Genomic DNA, 19,215 nt, shown 5'->3' with positions numbered 1-19,215 from the left:
TTGAGGATCTCTATTATTTATAAATTAATTTGTCTTTATTAATGTAAAACGGTTAAGTAAAGCAATGACAAATAGCAATACAGCTACACCTGTTAAAACAGTACTTAAACCGGTCCATTCACCAATTAAACCAATTAAAGCTGGGCCGCTTAAAGAACCCGTATAGGCAATCGTTGATACTAAAGAAAGTGCAGCTGCTTTTGGCATATTGTTTTGTCGACCAACACGAGAAAACATTACTGGCACAATATTAGAACAGCCTAGTCCTAACAGTGCATAGCCTAATATAACCACTTGCCAAACTGGCGCAGTCACAATAATAGCCATACCAATCGCAGCCACAATTGCACTATAAGTTACAATATTCTTTTCGCCCCATTGCTTAAGTAACACATGACCTGCAAAACGTCCAGTGGTCATGCTAAGCGCAAAGAAAGTATAAGCTAAGCCAGCAAAAGCAGGGTTAAGCTGATATTTACTTGTTAAATAAATACCACCCCAGTCCATTGCCGCACCTTCAGATAAGAAGGCGATAAAACACATCATACCAATAAGCAAAATAATGCCATCGGGACGATAGAATTTTTTCGGTGCTTGCGTTGTATCTTCATGTGGCTTTTCATCCTGTTCAAAAGACGTTAAACAAGAAGGAATAGCAACACCACCAATAACAAGTAAAATCATAACAACTGATAATGTACTCATTAATGGAGAAAGGCCCACTGCCAATAATGCAGTCACAAGCATAGCGCCTGTTAAGCCACCCAAACTACACATTCCATGGAAGCTAGACATAAGAGCTCGCAAGCTATGCTTTTCTACAACCACTGCTTGTAAATTGATGGCCACTCCAAGACATCCTGCTGCCGATCCAAAGACAAACAATGCTACAGCCATGGTCACAATGCTGCTCCACATCGTAAGACTAGGCAATAAGACCATTAACAGCATCAATGCTAAAGCAATTAATGGACGACATCCCCAGCGCTTGACTAAAGCACCTGTCGCAGGCATAGCAATCATTGAGCCAATACCCATACACAGCAAAAGTAAACCAAAATCGGCATGATTTAAGTTTAAACGCTGCTGCGCAAAAGGAATGAGAGGTGCCCAAGCTGCGGTCGCAAAACCTAAGCTAAAAAAGCTTAGTCGTGTTGCAAGACGCTGTGTGCTTAAGAGAGTAGCTGTGTCTAAAACAGCAGGTTTGGTAAATAACATATTTCGCGAACTCACCATAAAATCATTGGCGATCCATACCAACCGATTTTCCATAGAAAAACCCTTGCCTCATTAAATTTCTAGGCAAGGGTTTTGTTGGCGAAATTATATCCAATTCCATAAAAAAAACAGGGGGTGTGATACAATTTTTCTGACTTTTTTGTAACTGCCAAAGCCTTATATAGTAAGGCTTTGAATATATTCAATTTGACAAAATTAACATTTAAGCGATGAGTTAGTTTTATTAAAATAAGCCCATAAAAAACCCAGCCTGAGCTGGGTTCTTTTATTAAATTTGAGATTGAATATAATTTTGTAAGCCAATCAACTCAATTAAACGTAATTGCTTTTCTAACCAGTATGTATGGTCTTCTTCAGTATCTGATAATTGTTGACGTAACATATCACGGCTAATGTAATCGCCCTTCTCTTCACAAAGTTTGATACCTGTCGCTAACTTTTCACGAACATGATATTCAAGCGCCAAATCAGCTTTTAAACAAGTTACAACGTCTGTACCAACATTGATATCTTCACGATGCATGTTTGGTTTAGCACCTAAGAATAATACACGGCGAATGATCGCATCAGCATGAGAAGCTTCTTCTTGCATCTCATGATCAATACGTTCATAAATTTTATTTAGGCCCCAATCCTCATACATACGAGAATGGATTAGATATTGATCACGGGCAGCCAATTCTCCGCCAATGAGCATATTTAAATAGTCTATGACTTCTGGATTGCCACGCATAATAAATCTCCTATTGTATGAGAACTATTATGGGCAATCTTAAAAATGATTGCAAAATAAAAAATAGTTAAGTTTATGATTTTTATCGAATTAAAATGAGAAACATACGCATTTGCAGTTTAAGTTATTTAAATTTCCTGTGCAAAAAGAAACGCTTGTCTGATTTATAAGTTCAAACAAGCGTTAAAATATAACTTAAACCATCAATTTATAAATTTGTAACTAAAATCAATGGTTCTTATTTCGGTAGACCTATTCGCTTAAAGTCTGCCCGTAGCTAGCCATAAGTGATAAGAAATCAGTCTCATTCATAACTGCAATACCAAGTTTTGCTGCTTTTTCTAATTTCGAACCAGCCTTCTCGCCCGCAACCACACATTTAGTTTTGCTTGATACACTACCACTTACACGCGCACCTAATGCTTGTAGCATTTGAGTCGCCTGATCACGGGTCATTTGCTCTAATGTGCCTGTTAACACCCAGCTTTCGCCATTTAATGGCTGGCGTGTTGGTGCAGTCGGTGCATCCCAATGAATTCCTGCTGCAATTAAGCGATCAAGCACTTCAATGTTATGTGGTGCCAAGAAAAAGTCAGCAATCCACTCTGCGGTAATATCGCCGACATCTGGGGTTTTCTTTAAAGCCTCAACATCAGCAGCTTTAAGTGCTTCTAGAGTTTGGAAAGTATTGGCCAACATTCTAGCTGTTGTTTCACCCACCCCACGAACTCCCAGTGCATAGATAAAACGAGCAAGCGTTGTCTTCTTACTGGCTTCAATGGCATCAATCAGGTTTTGTACCGATTTCTCCCCCATTTTTTCAATACCGAGTAAAGTCTCTCGGTGCTCATGCAAATGGTAAATGTCGGCAACATCTTTAAGTAAATCGAGATGCAATAAAGACTCTACCCAGCGGTCGCCCAGACCTTCAATATCGAGAGCTTTACGTGATACAAAATGGCGAATCGCTTCAATTCGCTGTGCAGCACAATAAAGTCCACCAGAACAACGTGCTAAAGCTTCTCCTTCAGGCATAACTACAGGAGAAGCACAAACAGGACAACTTTCAGGTAAATGTACAATTTCAGCGTCAGGTGAACGGAATTCTGGCCAAACTTTTTCTACTTTAGGAATAACATCGCCCGTACGATAAACGCTAACCGTATCGCCAACACGCACATCTAGACGATGGATTTCACCAATGTTGTGTAAAGTTACGTTGGAAACCGTTACTCCCCCTACAAATACAGGGTTTAAACGCGCTACAGGAGTCAAAGTACCTGTACGCCCTACTTGCCAATCAATCTGATCAACTGTAGTTAATGCAGCTTGTGCAGGGAATTTATAAGCCGTTGCCCAACGTGGCTCACGACTTAAGAAACCAAGTTGTTGTTGTTGTTTTAGGTCATCAACCTTTACGACCATTCCATCAATTTCAACTTGTAGATCTGGACGCTCTTGCTGAATTTGCTCATAACGCTGCTGTACTTCTTGAATCGAATTACAAAGATATTGACGCTCAGCAATTTCAAAGCCAAGTTGTGTGAGCCATTGTAGGCTGTCGTGCATGGTCGTTAAGTTATGATTTGGTTCGCACTGGGCAATACCATACGCATAAAACGCTAAAGGTCTACTAGCAGCAATATTCGGGTCGAGCTGTCTTAAACTACCTGCTGCGGCATTACGTGGGTTCGCAAATGTTTTATCACCTTTTGCTTCCTGATCAGCATTAAGTTTTTCAAAGCCAGACTTTGGCATGAGCACTTCACCGCGGACTTCAAGCAAACGTGGAATTTCAAAATGATCTGAATGCAACACTTTAGGCAAGTTACGAATCGTTTTAACGTTTTGAGTAATGTCTTCTCCAGTTTCGCCGTCACCACGTGTAACACCACGTATTAACACACCGTTTTCATACCAAAGCGAAATCGCAAGACCATCAAGTTTTAGTTCTACTTCGTATTGTACTTTTTGGTTAGGCAAACGCTCTTCTACACGGCGAGCAAATGCAAACAAGTCTTCCTGATTAAAAACGTTCCCCAAAGAAAGCATCGGAACGACATGAGTCACGCTTTGAAATTTAGAGAGTGCTTGGCCGCCTACCTTTGTCGTTGGAGAATCTGATTGAACCTGATCAGGATATTGCTCTTCTAAAGCTTTTAACTGGTGAAATAAATGATCATATTCACTGTCCGAGATTGTCGGCTGATCCATCACATAATAGGCGTGGTTATGCTTTGCAATCAGTTGAATAAGCTGACGCATCTGTTCGATCACGGAAGTTGTTGCCATTATGTTATTCACCATAAAAAAGGGTGGAAATTTCTCCACCCTGAGCTGCGACTAGATATATTGCAATTATCGCAACGAACGTAAAAAATTAAAACTAGGCAGTCGCATGTGCCGGACGATAATCAATCACATGATGACGCCAATGCTCTTTTAACTGTGGTGTAAATTCAAGATTATTTTCATCATAAACCTTGCCATCAATTTCACGAGCAATTAAACCAGCAATACTTGCCATCATGTCAAAACCAGTTACGGCTTTACTGTTTGGAAGCGCAAGGAAAAATGCCAGCCCTTGAACTTGTTCACTAGACAAGGTTTCAAGATCAAACCCAGCTGGTCCATTATCTGTCATACGCAGTACCGAAAACATCAGTACGCTCGGCTCATCCGTATTTTCATAACGATGGAAACATGACATTTCGCCATAACGTAAACCGTATTTTAACAATACTTTAAGTGCTTTATCGCCAGACAACGCGCGACGCGGGTTCGGATAAACATTGAGTGCAATAATCTGTTCAGCCATCGCTAATGCGCTTTCATCATCATAGCGTTGCTGTTCATGCAAATGTACATCCAGAATATTACTCTCGCCTTCAAATTCAGCAATTTCGGCAGTTTCAATATTTGGGTTTAGACTCAACTCAGGCTCAGTTTTTTCACTTTCAGATTTCAAGTTTTCTTCTGATAAAGCTTCAATTTCTGATTTAACAGAAACCGTATCAACTAACTCAGCTGAACTGTCTGTGTTAATGGTAGAGCTTGCTACAGTTTCTTCAGATTGAATTTCTTCTTCTATTACAGAAGTATTTTCAACAGAAGTTTGAGTTTGCTCAGATGAAGTCGTTGGAGCAGACTCCGTAACGAATGTCTTTGCTTGAGCTGTTTCACTAACTTGCGGTTCTACCGATTCATTTAAGGTCGGCTCTACTCGCGCTGCCACAGCCTCTACTTCAGGTTGCTCAAGCTGATTTCGCACGTGACGAGGTATAACTGGTTGATTACTATCATGATTAATATGCAAATCACTATCTAATGAGGGTTCAGCATGGTTTGGCTTTTTTAAAATCATTTTTAAGCCAATTAGCATAATAATAATGGCGACAACGATGCCAATAATCGTATTGATTTCCATTCTATGACTCCGAAACTAACCCGTATTCTTTTGCCTGTTCTAAATCGACAGTGACTAATTTTGATGTACCCGGTTCAGGCATGGTCACACCCAACAAATCAGTTGCCATGGTCATCGCCAGCTTATTATGTGTAATGTAAATGAATTGTACATGTTCAGAAAGCTCTTTTACCAAATTACAATATCTCTGAACATTCGCATCATCAAGTGGTGCGTCCACTTCATCTAACACACAGAACGGTGCCGGATTTAATCTAAAAATCGCAAATACTAATGCTAACGCTGTTAATGCCTTTTCTCCACCGGAAAGTAATGCGAGAGAACTATTTTTCTTACCCGGTGGTCTTGCCATCAGTTTAACACCAGATTGCCAGTCGTCTTCAAGGCTTAAACTCGCTTCACCACCATTAAAGACCTTTGGAAACAGATTTTGCAACTCTTGATTAATCTGATCAAACGTTGTCATAAACAACTTACGGGTTTCCTGATCAATGCTTTTCATCGCATCTTTCAGTTGAGTTACCGTATTTTCCAAATCTTGGATCTGGTGACTCAACTCATCAAAACGCTGAGAAACCTCTTCAAATTCTTGTGAAGCAGCAAGGTTCACCGCTCCGATTTTTTCAAACTGTTTCTGTACTTTTTCCAGTTTTTGCTGGTGCTCAGTTAAATCGATTTGTAAGCCCTTTTGGACTTCGGCATTTAGCTCTTTAAGCTGATCTTGGTAATGTTCACGATCTGACTTAGCCGCTTGCCATGCCAAACGCTTCTCTTCAAGCTGTTCTCTGAGTTGTTCATCTTTTTGTTGATATTGATGACGCTGATCTGTCAGGGTTTGTTGTTTTTCCTGCACACTATTGAGTTCAAGCTGCCATTCATTCCAGTTCTTTTGCAACTTTTCAGTTTGAGCAAATTGTTGCTGAAACTCCGACTCAAGATTTGGTAACTCTAACTGAATAGGGTCAACAAATTTTTTCGCTTGTTCCATTTGAGCATTAATTTGCTGATATTGACTCTGCAAGAACGAGATATCTTTTTCAAGCAACTCGATTTGTTGAGTGGTTTGCGTACTACTACGGCGTAAAATCTCACGTTCTTGTTGCTGATGCTGTAGAGCTTGTTGCTGTTCTTCTAACTGCTCCGTTAACTCTTCTACCCGAAATTGCATAGTTTTATAATCAGGTAAAATGGTTTCAAGTTTGATTGCTAGAGCATGCAAATCAATTTCCAGATCATCTTTTTGCATTGCATCTTCTTCAAGCTGCATGTCTAACTGAGCTAACTGATCTTTCAATTGTTGTTTTTGCAGTAAAAATGCTTGTGCTGCGGTTTGCTGTTTAGCAATTTGCACATCAAGCTGTTGTAAGTCTTTTTGTTTTTGTTTAACAACTTGCTGTTTCTGCTGCAAGTCAGACTGCAACTGCCCTAGTTCATCTTTTTGCTGAACTAAAATTTGATCTAATGCTTGTAATTCAGGTTGTTGCTTTTCAAGGGCTTGTTCAATTTCATCTAGACGAATGCGATGACTGAGCATACCTTGTGCACTTTGACTTTCATCATCATACATAAGGGCAATCACCCAATCCTGCCCAACATGATAACCATCTAAAGTCACAATAGACTGACCATGTTGCAGTTGCTTTTGCTCATTTAAAGCAACTGTCAAATCTTGTGCAATTGCTACATTCGAAAAGATTGATAGTTGTGGAGACTCAATCCAGTCATTTAAACAGGCTAAATTCCCCTTAAATTGACTTATTTGCTCTGAAGGTTTTAACTGACGAGCAATTCCTTCCTGAAAGGCTTGTTCAGTTTCAACAATATGCGCCTGCAACCATTTTGCTAAAAACTTCTCAACAATCTGCGCATGCGGTTTGCCTTGCTCAGTTAACTGTAGAGCCTGCATTAAACGTAGTGCATCTTGATGTTGCTTTGGACTTTGTTTAGCAACAAGCTGGCTTAAGTTTTTCTGCTCAGATAATAAAACCTGTATTTCTGTTTTTAGCGTTTGTTGCTGATTTTTGGTTGTCTGATGCGCTTGTTGAGACTGTTCAATCTGTTGCACATACTGCTCAATTTCAGTCTCTAACGTCAAGATTTCACGACGTAATTGCTGCTGTAGTTGCTCAAATTCACCCTGCTCATCTTCATGAACATGCGATTGAATCTGACTTGCTTGATGTTGCAACGTTTCTTTTTGCTGTTCAATGCGTTGAACATTTTTACCTAACTGCTCAATTTGAGCAGACATTTGCATTTTTTGCTGCTGTTGTTTTTCAACCTGAGCTTTTATTTGTTCAAATTGTTGCTGTGCTTGTTTTTGCTGAGATTGTAAATCAGCAAAGTTTTGTTCAGCTTCCGTTGCAGTATGCTCAATTCCAGTTAATGATTCAGTTTGTTCATCTAACTGATTATTCAGTGTTTCAAGTTGCAATTCCGAAAGTTGTAAACGTTCTTTAGTTTGGAATTTTTGCTGTTCTAACTGAACGAGAGTCATACTATTTTGCTGGTATAAACTCTGTTTTTGTTCCAGAGTCATTTTCAGTTCAGATAGTTTTTTCTCAGCTTGTTGCCACTCTTGTTGTAGTGGTGAAGATTGCTGAATAAGTCTCTGAAATAAAGCACTGGTTGCTTCTAAATCATGTTCAATCGTACTTAACTCTGAGCGAACCAATTTAAAAGTTTCACCCAGTTCATTCATTTGAACTGTATATTCTTCTTGTAAGCGTACGCTTTTATCTGCCTGAAAGGACAAAATTTCAATTTTTAGGGTCCGAATCTGGCTTTCCAGAGTTTTATATTGAACAGCTGCTTCTGATTGACGTTTAAGCGTCTTCAGCTGTGATTTTAACTCAAGGGCAATATCTTCTAAACGTGAAAGATTTTGCTCAGTATGTTCAAGATGTTGCAAAGTCTCACGTCGACGAGCTTGATAGCGTGAAACGCCTGCTGCCTCTTCAATAAAGATGCGCATTTCTTCAGGTTTGGCATCAACCAGACGGTTAATCATGCCTTGTTCAATCACTGCATAAGAACGCGGCCCTAACCCCGTCCCTAAGAAAATATCGGTAATATCACGACGGCGGCAACGTGTGCCATTTAAGAAATATTCGGACTTACCTTCACGCGTGACCTGACGACGAACGGCCAATTCATTATAAGCATTATAAGATCCGCCCAATTTGCCATAGGTATTATCAAAACGTAGCTCAACACTCGCTACGCCCACTGGCTTACGCTTGGATGTTCCAGTAAAAATAACATCTTGCATACTACCACCACGAAGCTGACGAGCATTTGACTCACCCATCACCCAGCGGATCGCATCAATAACATTGGATTTGCCACAACCATTTGGACCAACCACTGCTGTGCGGTTCGCCTTAAAATTTAAAGTTGTACTATCTGCAAAAGATTTAAAGCCGGAAAGTTTTAAACTGCTTAAACGCATAATGCCCTAACTAGCGGCGTGAGCGTCTTGCCCAGGCCAATTCAATCTGTTTCATTCGTGTCAGCGATTCCAACACAAGGTTACGTAAGTGTCGACAAAAATCTTCCATAAATAAAGCGGCTTGTTGTGATTTTCGGATCAAAATTGCATCAGTCACGAGTTTAAATAATGCAAATGCTTCTTGTAGTTCCCGCTTAGAGGTATTTAAGGTCAAAAAATAACTGCGACGTAGTGAAGGTAGTAACTCTTTATAAAACTTCATTAGGTAAGGGTTACCCACCATATCTTGCTGTTCAGCGAGATATTGAAAAACACCATCATAAAATTTTTCGATATCTCCTGCTTTTACATGCTCAAGAAGTTGTTCTAATAAGAGCTGCAATTGATCGGCTTCATGTGCGCGCCATGTTTCACTGATGCGTTGAACAATATGCCCCAATAACATCACGTTTGTGTCAAACAGTGCTTTAACCTGCTGTGCAGACATTTCTGAAACAATTGCCCCGCGGCGTGGAAATATCTCAATTAAATGAGTACGCTCTAATAATAACAATGCTTCACGAACTGATCCTCGGCTTACATCCAGCTCTTTGGCAATACGTAATTCTTGAATACGCTCGCCTTCAACCAGCTCACCACTAATGATCTGTTCGCTAATATATTTGACAATTTGCTCAGAAAGACTTTCTGTCTCTTCGAGATTCATAAATCACCCGCTACTTTTTATATGCATTAATCCATGCTTTTCTTTCGCATCCTTGTTTTTAACTGATCGCACCGATTAAAAACTATGTCATTGTCTGACAATTTTATTGCATTTTAAGCCAACCCATTTAAAAACAACACCAAAATCGGATGAATAAAAGCCCTAAATGTTCTTATTTTATTGAATAAAAAAAAGCTCGAATTTCCAAAAACTCAAGCTCTTAAATCGTAGTTCTAGCAAGATTAATATTTTATTCTCTAGTGCATAATCCCTTTATAAATAAAGTAACTACCCACCACCACTAATAAACAGGCAAAGCATTTTTTCAACATTTGTGGTGACAATGCATGAGCAACTTTTGCGCCAAACTTGGCTGTAACAAAACTCATGACACTAATACCAATAAACGCATAGATGTGCACATAACCAATCGTATTAGGTACAGAAATGTGTTCTTTCGCACCAAACCACATAAAGCCAATTGCACCCGCAATGGCAATAGGTAAACCACAAGCGGCGGAAGTCGCGACTGCTTTTTGCATGACGACGCCATGACGGTTTAAATACGGAACAGTTAAGCTACCGCCTCCAATACCAAAAATTGCAGAGGCAATACCAATGCCACCACCCGCCATAAATTGCATAGGTGTTGAAGGAAGCTGACGTGTTGGGTCAACAACCACATTTGCCCCTTTAAACATACGATAGGCCATCACAACTGCAAAAACACCAATAAGGAGCTGTAAATGCTGACCAGACATCAAATCGGCAATACCCGCTCCTAAAAATGAACCAATCACCAGTCCAGGCGCTAAATTACGAAAAACAGGCCAAAGAACTGCACCCTTTTTATGGTGGGCCGAAACTGAACTAAACGACGTTACGATAATGGTTGCAAGTGATGTTCCGACTGCAATATGCATGATTACAGCTGGGTCATAGTGCAATTGGGTAAAAACCACATAGAGGATTGGTACAATAATTAGTCCACCACCAACTCCAAACAATCCGGCAGTAAAACCAGCAATTGCGCCAATGAGTAAATATATGATTAACTCCATAAATGTTTTACCACTCTGCTCATATTCAACATGGATTTAGAGACTCGCCAACTACAACAACTTTTAAGCGCAAAAAACCAGCTTCCAGAAGTGGTTTTATTAAAAGCAACCACAACTTCGACCAATGATGATATTCGTGAAATTGCCCAAAAAGGCATTACAACGGGCTTGGTTTGCAGTGCTCAACAAACTCAAGGGCGAGGTCAACATCAACGGCAATGGATTTCACCTGAAGGAAACATTTATTTAAGCACATTGGTGCAAACTCGAACACCCTTAGATGGTCGCTTAGCACTTGAAGTTGCTCTGAATATTTTGCAAATCCCGCAGTTACAAGCGCTGAATTTGCAAGTGAAATGGCCAAATGATTTGTATAGTACGCATGGAAAATGGGGTGGAATTTTGGTCGAACCGCTTTCCCAGCATCAAGCTATTGTGGGCGTAGGTATTAATTTAAAAACACCACCAGTGACTGATAGTGACCAATCGATTACTTCTCTAGAGGATTTAGGCCTAGAACAAATGAGTCGTCTTGAACTCATTTCAGAGCTTTATGTGGCGATTCAAAATGCAGCTCGCTGGTTTGATCATGGTTGCTATAACTTAGCTGGACGTTTTAACCACCACGCCGCATGGCTTAATCAGTTGGTGCAGTTCGAACATAGTCAGGGATTAGTATATGGTCGTTTTGTTGGAATATCCAATGAAGGTGCAGTAATTCTTGAGACTCCTGAACCTCAGCAGTTTTATCAAGGTCGTTTAAGACCACAAGTGAATCAATAAACAGGTGTTCTTCCATGAAAAGTTTATGGCTTGATATCGGGAACACCCGTTTAAAGTATTGGATTACTGAAAATCAGCAAATTATTGAACATGCAGCTGAGCTACATTTACAGTCCCCTGCCGATTTATTATTAGGTTTAATTCAACACTTTAAACATCAAGGTCTGCATCGCATTGGGATTTCTTCAGTACTCGATACTGAGAACAATCAACGTATTCAGCAGATTTTAAAATGGCTTGAAATTCCCGTTGTTTTTGCCAAAGTACATGCTGAATATGCTGAGTTAAAATGCGGCTATGAAGTTCCAAGTCAGCTCGGGATTGACCGTTGGCTACAAGTACTCGCTGTAGCTCAAACAGATGAAAATTATTGCATTATTGGATGTGGAACAGCGCTTACGATTGATTTAACGCAAGGCAAACAACATTTAGGTGGTTACATCCTCCCTAATTTATATTTGCAGCGCGATGCACTCATTCAAAATACTAAAGGCATTAAAATTCCAGACTCAGCTTTTGATAATTTAAACCCGGGCAATAACACAGTCGATGCAGTACACCACGGTATTTTGCTAGGTCTCATTAGCACGATTGAAAGCATCATGCAGCAATCTCCTAAAAAATTACTTCTTACAGGTGGAGATGCTCCTCTTTTCGCCAAGTTCTTGAAAAAATATGATCCAGTTGTAGAAACTGATCTTTTGCTCAAAGGACTACAACAATATATTGCTCATTATCCTAAAGACTAAAATACAGAACAAAATAAAAGGCGCTATCTGCGCCTTTTATTTTATAAGTTTATTTCTTTTGGTCATTGTTGCCAAACAGTGGGCCCATTCCGCCACCACCGCCGCCACCAAATTGTTTTTGCATATTGCCTAATGAACGCATCATTTTGCTCATACCAGATGGATTCGCAAATTTCTTCATCATTTTAGCCATTTGTGCTTGTTGCTTAATAAGTTTATTCACTTCAGCAACATCCATACCACAACCCGCGGCAATACGTTTTTTACGACTTGGATTCATCAAGTCTGGATTACGGCGTTCTTTAACGGTCATTGACTGGATAATAGCTTCCATTTTCTTGACCTGTTTTTCAGGGTTCGCTTGCTCAATCGCTTGCTGAATTCCTGCACCGCTCATGCCAGGCAACTTATCTAAGAAGCCCATCATGCCGCCCATACTTTTCATTTGCTCAAATTGCATCAGCATATCTTCAAAGTTGAAGCTGCCGCCTTTTTGCAATTTTTTAGCCATTTTTTCGGCTTTTTCTTTGTCGATTTTACGTTCAACTTCCTCGACTAAAGAAAGTACGTCACCCATGCCTAAAATACGTTGAGCAACACGATCTGGATGGAATGGTTCTAAAGCATCAAGCTTCTCACCCATACCCAAGAACTTGATTGGCTTACCCGTAATTGCACGTACAGAAAGCGCTGCACCACCACGTGCATCACCATCAGTTTTAGTAAGAATCACACCTGTAAGTGTTAATGCATCATTAAACGCTTTAGCTGTATTTGCAGCATCCTGACCTGTCATGGCATCAACCACAAACAAGGTTTCAGTTGGCTTAACGGCAGCATGTAATTCTTTAATTTCGTCCATCATGTCTTCATCGACATGTAAACGACCTGCGGTATCGACAATTAACACATCAGCAAACTGGATTTTTGCTTGTTCAATTGCACGATTAACGATATCAATTGGCTTTTCAGAAGCATCTGATGCAATAAAACCTGCACCAACTTCTGCTGACACAGTTTCTAACTGTTTAATTGCTGCTGGACGGTAAACGTCGGCAGAAACCGTCATTACTTTTTTCTTTTGACGTTCTTTTAAGAAACGTGCCAACTTAGCGGCAGTTGTTGTTTTACCCGCACCTTGTAAACCAGCAAGTAATACAACAACGGGAGGCTTAGCACTTAAATCAAGTGTTTCATTCGCCTCACCCATCATCTTGGTAAGTTCGTCATAGACGATTTTTACAAATGCCTGGCCTGGTGATAACTGAGTCATCACTTCTTGGCCCAATGCCTCTTCCTTAACTTTCGCGATAAATTCACGAGTTACAGGTAACGCGACATCGGCTTCAAGAAGTGCCATACGTACTTCACGTAAGGTATCTTTAATATTGTCTTCGGTCAGCTGCCCTGAGCCAGTAACATTTCTTAAACTCTGTGTGAGTCGTTCTGTTAAGGTATCAAACATTGCAAAATCCGCTTAAAATGGCTAGTTGCAAAAAAATCTTTCTCGAAATAGAAAATTTATGCATAGAATGCTATAGGATACTTTAGTTCGCAGCGAATTTATATCTTATATAGATGAATTAATCCTGAAAAAGGTTTGACATGATTAGCCTCCCCTTGGTTTACACAATTTTGGCACTCATCGCATATACCACTTCTTTCTGGTATCTGTTTATTCGTTTAATGTCAAAACGTGAACCAAACCCATGGTTATTTGCTTTTGTTGCGACTTTGGCGCTCCTGTTGCACGGTACAGTTTTATGTCACGCCATGCTGACACCAGCCGGAATTAACTACGATGTTTTTAACTTAGTATCTTTTACATCGTGGCTTATGCTGTTGTTAAGTTTAATTTTTAGTATTTTCCGTCCTATTGTACCGCTAAATTTATTAGGCATTCCTGTAGCGGCTATTGGTCTAATTTTAGGTTTTGGATTCAGCCGACCAAATCAATTTATTGAGCAGCATTCATTAGGCTTAGATACTCATATTATTCTTTCACTTTCTGCCTATGCAGTTTTACTGATGGCAACCATTCACGCTATTCTGCTCTGGTTCCAAAATCGTGAACTCAAAAAGAAACAAAAAAAACGTTTTTGGGTCAATTTACTTCCGCCAATTCAGGCGATGGAGTCTTTGTTATTTGATCTGATCATTACAGGCTTTATTTTATTAACGATTGCACTCACTTTTGGTTTCTTGACGATTGATAGCTTCTTTGCACAACATCTCGCTCATAAAACTGTATTTAGTATTATTTCTTGGTTTATCTATGGCTCACTCTTAATTGGCCATTATAAACTCGGATGGCGAGGTCAAAAAGCGATTCGTTTTACCTTAATCGGTTTTGTGCTTTTGGCGATTGGTTTTATTGGTAGTAAATTTGTGCTTGAGATGATCTTGGGCCGTTAAGTAAATTAAAATTTCTTCGATACTAGACAGCGTTATACATATCCCGTATAACGCTGTTTTCTTTTTGCTCAGGTGACACAGACTGTGAAACTCATACTCGCTCCAATGGAAGGTTTAACTGACCCGATCATGCGGGATACACTCACATCTGTTGGTCATTTCGACTGGTGTGTGACCGAGTTTATTCGAGTTACAGACAGCATTTTGCCAGACCATATTTACTATAGTTTTTGTCCAGAATTAAAAAATGACGGTAAAACAGCTGCTGGAACACCCGTGCATGTTCAGTTCTTAGGTAACAACCCAGATATGCTGGCAGCAAATGCTGCAAAAGTGGTTGAACTAGGTGCTCCTGCAATCGACCTTAATTTTGGTTGCCCTGCAAAAACTGTAAATCGACACAGAGGCGGCTCTGTTCTTCTTGATGAACCTGATGTTGTACATATGCTCATTAAAGCAGTGAGAGATGCGGTGCCTGCACACATCCCTGTTTCAGCAAAAATGCGTTTAGGTTATCTCGATGAAAACCACACCATGGAAAATGCCCATGCTGTTGAAGATGCGGGTGCAAGTTGGTTAACGGTTCATGCACGTACTAAAGCAGATGGTTATACGCCACCTGCCTATTGGGAAAAAATTCTACCGATTAAAGAAGCTTTAAAAATTAATGTCATTGCGAATGGTGAAATCTGGAACAATGCTGATGCTAGAGCCTGTCAGCAACAGTCTGGCTGTGAAGATTTAATGATTGGGCGTGGTGCTGTAACGACTCCAGATTTAACCCAATGTATTCGTGAAAATATGAATGAGGCATTATTTAGTTGGGAACAACTGGTTGATTTACAAATTCGTTTTTTAAACGGTCAGGCAAAGACAGAAATTGGTATGGTTGGTCGTTATAAGCAATGGCTAGGAATGATGACGAAAGCCTATCCACAAGCGAAAGAATTATGGGACCAAGTTAAACGTATTAAAGCTTTGGATGAAATTGTTCAACAGTTAGAACACACCAGATCAGAAACCATTTAACGCAATATATTCAAAAAAAGAGGGCGATTGTTTTTACAACCGCCCTCTTTCGTATTTCAGGTTAAGCTATTATTCTTTTTTAAAAGCCGCTTACTTTCATTTTAAAGTCAGTTACAGAAACGCCAGTGACACCAAAACTCCCCATTGAGCCATTCGGTAAATTATTAAACGTTGTTGTATTTTGGGTACCCATATTTCCTAAAGTGACATTATTAAGTGAAGCATCAAATTTACTTGATACGCCTGTATTTCCAAAAGTTAATCCAGTTGGATCAACACCTGCATAGAAGCCATCAAGTACAAAACCTGTTGAGGTATTTGTGCCAGCAAATTTAAACCCGAATGTAGCACCCGTATTATCGGACACTAAAGTAATTGGACAACCTGCAGCAGCAGAACAAATAGATTGAATTGCCCCTCCAAATTTAACCATAACTGATTGAGCAGCATGGCCAAGCTGAATATTTAAACGAGGTTTATTGGTTTGTACAAAGTTAATATCTAAATTGCCAGTAGAACGGATCAGTTCTTTTACACCCGTATTGACTGTCGTTCCTGAACTAAAAATTGATTTTGGTGCATAACTTGTTAATGCATAATCGGATGGACTAGATAAAGATGCACTTGGGGCTAAATAAACAGAAAAAGGTAAAAGTCGAATACCGTTTACATCACTCCCCATAGATACAGCTAAATTTAAAAAAGGATTTCCACCACCCGCGTCGGTATCCATAGCAATATTAAAAGAAGGATTACTCGATACAGCAGCTTTAATAAACTCTATGCCAGGAACCGGATTCGTAGAATTTCCTGCAATGACAAAGCCTGCCTTACTGTTATAAGACGTTGAAGCAATACCGTTTGTATCAATCAGAGCTACTTGATTAAATTTAACTTTATCAGCCTGAATACCTAAGGTTAAACCATTTTGGCCCGTCGCGGCCGCAAGACTTTGATCATCTAAAGGCTGCATTGCAAAAACACTTGAACTACTGGCAAGTAGCAGCCAGAACCCTATATTTTTATTCTTCATGTCGCTCTAATCCTTAAGAGACAAACGTTTATTATTTGTTCAGACTATCAGAATAATATTCAACTACAAAGCAATTATCCCTATAACCCGACGAATGCAAATCCAATCACACTAAAATAAAAGTTATATAAAAAAGCAGCGATTAACGCTGCTTACTTTAATTAGTTAAAGGCGCCATTTCTAGGCACAATACTAAAGCTACTATTTAAACGTCCACCAGTAATTGCAAGCTCACCTAAACGTGCACCGGCACCAGTTGAAGGTGGGTAAAAATTAATATCTTTAACACGTAATGCGCCGTCGATACTCTTATCAGGATTAAAATAAACCGCCGTATTGACGCCAACTTTACCTAAACCACTTGCTGTATCTTTACCAACAACTAAAGCAGTATTAAACGCAAGCTTTCCAGTAATATTATCAAAGCCAATCGCAGAACCATCGATCGGATCACTAATTTGAACCGTATTTCCAGTTGCTGTGGCAGGCATCGTGAAATCACCAAGTACTGTTAGAGCACTACCGTCTGCAATTGAACTGTTTGGCACGATTGATAAGTTAAGATCTCCACCTAAACGCAGTTTTAGACCAAATAAAACATCATTATTTCTGGCAAAGTTATCAATTGGTGAGGTACATGAACCAGTAGCTGGACAAGTTTTATATTTCGCCCCTGGTAAATAACCTGCTGCAATTTCAGTTGATAAAGCAAGTAGCATCTCTTTTAAACTAATATTGAGACTGCCATTTTCTAAGCCAATGCTTCCATTGCCTTTGACGAACATATCAATGTTACGTAACCCCATATAATAATCAGTAGGACTACCGCCATTATTGGCATTTGGAGAACCATCAATTAATAAAATTGAGGTCGTTTTAGTTCCAGTCGCATCACGTCCTGTAGTTCCAGCCGCAATACCAAAACCTAAACGCGAAGTCGTTCCAGATGTCGCCACTACATTTCGAACAGGCTTACCATTGGCATCTTTTGTATAGTAATAAGCACTATTTGCAGGTGCATCTAAACCATATACAGCAGCATTAGCATTTAAGTTATAAAAAGGTAAGGCTAAGCCCCACTGGTTATTTGCACCATTATCTGCAAACTGATTGGCAGCCGCGACATTCGCACTTGTCGTAAAACGACCGCGTCTTGAAAATGCCTGAAACTCTGCTCCACGCATCGCAAGAATTAAACTAAATGGATTAGTCACCGTATCACGGTGAATATTATGCTGATAATCAGCAGCTGTCGTTAAAGTACCGCTACCTAAACGAATTGCATTTAAGGTTGCGTTGTTTGGCATTAATAATGTTTTCGTATCAGCAAGATTTAGATAAATATTTCCGCTGTCGAAATAACCACGCGTAGCTGAGTTAAGACCAGTTAAATTGCCAAACTCGAAACCATAAGCATTCAGACCTGCTCCACCAATTTCTAAAGTTGTCGCTTTGCCATCTGCACCTAGCATTGAATCATTATCTTTGGTGAATTCACCTTTCATACGAAAGGCAATACCAGAATTACCTAAAATACTATTACTTGAACCTGTACCCCCAGCTGTATTTGCAGTGCCTAAAATTGTTGTATCTGACGTACCGTCCATACCACGGACTTGTAAATAACTATTTACCATACGTCCGCTAGCACCTAAACGAATCAAACCTTTCGCATTTTGTGGGCTATTAGTTGCATCTAAAGCATAAGGGTTAGACTTATCGACATTAGAGCTGAGCATCACCTCAATATTCAGGCCTGAATTGGTTACTTTGCCACTACTGTCAACATATGTACCCGCAGTTAAACCAGAAGCTGAATCTGCTACACGGTTAAAATCAACATAGCCATAAGTAGTATTCGGAGTTTGTCCTACACCAGCAACATTAGTTCCAGTATTTGTCTGTAAAACTAAGCCACGAGTTGGGTCAATCAACATGGCCCCTTTACCAACAAAATTAAAGTTAAAATTTCTTAAAATTAACTGATTTAGCTGGCTGCGAGCATCCAATTGCCCTAGATAAATATTGGCATTATTAATACCAAGTGTCATGCTTGACTGGCTATTTGCATTAAATAACCCATCTTGGGTTGTAAGTGCCAAATTTAAAGGAGAGGTCGTTTGAATAGCCAACTGCCCCATTGTTGGTGAGCAAATAGCAGAGCTATTACATACCTTAAAACTATTTATAGTAATGAGTGATGGACTGCTTTGCATAGAAAAGTCGAGTCCAGTTTTACCCGTAGTTGGGTTACTCCCTACATCTAAACGGTAATTAGTGCTTAAAGTTTGGCTAGATGCATTACTTTTTTGGACTTTTACACCACTTGCTTGAGCTCTTAATACCTGATCAGCACTTGTTGGTGTGCCTGCATGGTCATCCCAGTAAGCATTATCAATATTAATTTCATTAAACGTAGTTTGAATCGAGATCCCATCTTGTCCATTGACGGCACTCAAATCAGCATCTGTTAAAGCTTCTAAAGCATAAATTTGACCACTCACTAACAACATGCTGGTTGCTAATGTATTTAAAATAAACTTTGAGCTGTGATTTTCTTTATTTTTTTTCATCACTTCAGTTCCTTTG

At 39.6% G+C, this 19,215-nt stretch carries 14 protein-coding genes; 4 read left to right on the top strand and 10 right to left on the bottom strand.

The window, feature by feature from the left end; translation table 11 throughout:
• Positions 1 to 24: 24 nt before the first annotated feature.
• The 7 genes from ACS125_RS07970 to ACS125_RS07940 all read right to left on the bottom strand — a co-directional run bounded on the left by ACS125_RS07970 (position 25) and on the right by ACS125_RS07940 (position 10,617).
• The gene (locus ACS125_RS07970) at positions 25 to 1,218 is read right to left on the bottom strand and encodes an MFS transporter (protein ID WP_174759420.1); all 1,194 of its coding nucleotides are present in this window, start codon (positions 1,216 to 1,218) and stop codon (positions 25 to 27) included.
• A gap of 289 nt (positions 1,219 to 1,507) precedes the next feature.
• Positions 1,508 to 1,972, bottom strand: coding sequence for a heteropolymeric bacterioferritin subunit Ftn (ftn, locus tag ACS125_RS07965; protein ID WP_004794241.1), 465 nt, complete (start codon positions 1,970 to 1,972; stop codon positions 1,508 to 1,510).
• Positions 1,973 to 2,224: 252 nt separating this feature from the next.
• Positions 2,225 to 4,264, bottom strand: a complete 2,040-nt coding sequence (gene ligA / locus ACS125_RS07960; protein WP_443271415.1) for an NAD-dependent DNA ligase LigA — start codon at positions 4,262 to 4,264, stop codon at positions 2,225 to 2,227.
• Between the two features lie 94 nt (positions 4,265 to 4,358).
• The gene (locus ACS125_RS07955) at positions 4,359 to 5,399 is read right to left on the bottom strand and encodes a cell division protein ZipA C-terminal FtsZ-binding domain-containing protein (protein ID WP_443271413.1); all 1,041 of its coding nucleotides are present in this window, start codon (positions 5,397 to 5,399) and stop codon (positions 4,359 to 4,361) included.
• A gap of 1 nt (position 5,400) precedes the next feature.
• Positions 5,401 to 8,850: a chromosome segregation protein SMC gene (smc, locus tag ACS125_RS07950; protein ID WP_443271411.1), complete on the bottom strand. Its 3,450-nt coding sequence runs from the start codon at positions 8,848 to 8,850 to the stop codon at positions 5,401 to 5,403.
• A gap of 10 nt (positions 8,851 to 8,860) precedes the next feature.
• Positions 8,861 to 9,556, bottom strand: a complete 696-nt coding sequence (locus ACS125_RS07945; protein WP_004794249.1) for a GntR family transcriptional regulator — start codon at positions 9,554 to 9,556, stop codon at positions 8,861 to 8,863.
• A gap of 257 nt (positions 9,557 to 9,813) precedes the next feature.
• Positions 9,814 to 10,617 (bottom strand): sulfite exporter TauE/SafE family protein, encoded by an 804-nt coding sequence (locus ACS125_RS07940; RefSeq protein WP_004794252.1) that lies wholly within the window; start codon positions 10,615 to 10,617, stop codon positions 9,814 to 9,816.
• 30 nt (positions 10,618 to 10,647) lie between these two features.
• Here ACS125_RS07940 and ACS125_RS07935 point away from each other — a divergent pair, with 30 nt between their 5' ends.
• Positions 10,648 to 11,400 carry a biotin--[acetyl-CoA-carboxylase] ligase gene (locus ACS125_RS07935; protein ID WP_443271408.1) on the top strand — a complete coding sequence of 251 codons (753 nt, stop codon included), beginning with the start codon at positions 10,648 to 10,650 and terminating at the stop codon, positions 11,398 to 11,400.
• Positions 11,401 to 11,414: 14 nt separating this feature from the next.
• Positions 11,415 to 12,149 (top strand): pantothenate kinase, encoded by a 735-nt coding sequence (locus tag ACS125_RS07930; RefSeq protein WP_049838178.1) that lies wholly within the window; start codon positions 11,415 to 11,417, stop codon positions 12,147 to 12,149.
• A gap of 49 nt (positions 12,150 to 12,198) precedes the next feature.
• Here ACS125_RS07930 and ffh read toward each other — a convergent pair whose 3' ends face one another.
• Positions 12,199 to 13,614, bottom strand: a complete 1,416-nt coding sequence (ffh, locus tag ACS125_RS07925; protein WP_443271405.1) for a signal recognition particle protein — start codon at positions 13,612 to 13,614, stop codon at positions 12,199 to 12,201.
• A gap of 140 nt (positions 13,615 to 13,754) precedes the next feature.
• On the opposite strand from ffh, the gene ACS125_RS07920 reads away from it, so the two are divergent.
• Both ACS125_RS07920 and ACS125_RS07915 read left to right on the top strand, forming a co-directional pair.
• Entirely contained in the window at positions 13,755 to 14,564 is an 810-nt protein-coding gene (locus tag ACS125_RS07920) for a cytochrome C assembly family protein (protein WP_174765390.1), read from the top strand.
• 84 nt (positions 14,565 to 14,648) lie between these two features.
• Positions 14,649 to 15,593 (top strand): tRNA dihydrouridine synthase, encoded by a 945-nt coding sequence (locus tag ACS125_RS07915; RefSeq protein ID WP_215903562.1) that lies wholly within the window; start codon positions 14,649 to 14,651, stop codon positions 15,591 to 15,593.
• A gap of 79 nt (positions 15,594 to 15,672) precedes the next feature.
• On the opposite strand, the gene ACS125_RS07910 is transcribed toward ACS125_RS07915, so the two are convergent.
• Both ACS125_RS07910 and ACS125_RS07905 read right to left on the bottom strand, forming a co-directional pair.
• Positions 15,673 to 16,626, bottom strand: a complete 954-nt coding sequence (locus ACS125_RS07910; RefSeq protein WP_174739174.1) for a DUF6160 family protein — start codon at positions 16,624 to 16,626, stop codon at positions 15,673 to 15,675.
• A gap of 161 nt (positions 16,627 to 16,787) precedes the next feature.
• Positions 16,788 to 19,199, bottom strand: coding sequence for a DUF6160 family protein (locus ACS125_RS07905; RefSeq protein ID WP_443271402.1), 2,412 nt, complete (start codon positions 19,197 to 19,199; stop codon positions 16,788 to 16,790).
• Positions 19,200 to 19,215: the final 16 nt, after the last annotated feature.

Source organism: Acinetobacter sp. PFS20, assembly GCF_052261015.1.
Lineage (GTDB): Bacteria > Pseudomonadota > Gammaproteobacteria > Pseudomonadales > Moraxellaceae > Acinetobacter.
The sequence above is the reverse complement of the archived record's forward strand: the minus strand, read 5'-3'. Positions and strand labels throughout refer to the sequence as shown.

What these genes read in the sequence shown, in the direction of transcription:
- ACS125_RS07970 (WP_174759420.1), bottom strand. Translation starts at nt 1,218, where the DNA reads ATGTTATTTACCAAACCTGCTGTTTTAGACACAGCTACTCTCTTAAGC.
- ftn (WP_004794241.1), bottom strand. Translation starts at nt 1,972, where the DNA reads ATGCGTGGCAATCCAGAAGTCATAGACTATTTAAATATGCTCATTGGC.
- ligA (WP_443271415.1), bottom strand. Translation starts at nt 4,264, where the DNA reads ATGGCAACAACTTCCGTGATCGAACAGATGCGTCAGCTTATTCAACTG.
- ACS125_RS07955 (WP_443271413.1), bottom strand. Translation starts at nt 5,399, where the DNA reads ATGGAAATCAATACGATTATTGGCATCGTTGTCGCCATTATTATTATG.
- smc (WP_443271411.1), bottom strand. Translation starts at nt 8,850, where the DNA reads ATGCGTTTAAGCAGTTTAAAACTTTCCGGCTTTAAATCTTTTGCAGAT.
- ACS125_RS07945 (WP_004794249.1), bottom strand. Translation starts at nt 9,556, where the DNA reads ATGAATCTCGAAGAGACAGAAAGTCTTTCTGAGCAAATTGTCAAATAT.
- ACS125_RS07940 (WP_004794252.1), bottom strand. Translation starts at nt 10,617, where the DNA reads ATGGAGTTAATCATATATTTACTCATTGGCGCAATTGCTGGTTTTACT.
- ACS125_RS07935 (WP_443271408.1), top strand. Translation starts at nt 10,648, where the DNA reads ATGGATTTAGAGACTCGCCAACTACAACAACTTTTAAGCGCAAAAAAC.
- ACS125_RS07930 (WP_049838178.1), top strand. Translation starts at nt 11,415, where the DNA reads ATGAAAAGTTTATGGCTTGATATCGGGAACACCCGTTTAAAGTATTGG.
- ffh (WP_443271405.1), bottom strand. Translation starts at nt 13,614, where the DNA reads ATGTTTGATACCTTAACAGAACGACTCACACAGAGTTTAAGAAATGTT.
- ACS125_RS07920 (WP_174765390.1), top strand. Translation starts at nt 13,755, where the DNA reads ATGATTAGCCTCCCCTTGGTTTACACAATTTTGGCACTCATCGCATAT.
- ACS125_RS07910 (WP_174739174.1), bottom strand. Translation starts at nt 16,626, where the DNA reads ATGAAGAATAAAAATATAGGGTTCTGGCTGCTACTTGCCAGTAGTTCA.
- ACS125_RS07905 (WP_443271402.1), bottom strand. Translation starts at nt 19,199, where the DNA reads ATGAAAAAAAATAAAGAAAATCACAGCTCAAAGTTTATTTTAAATACA.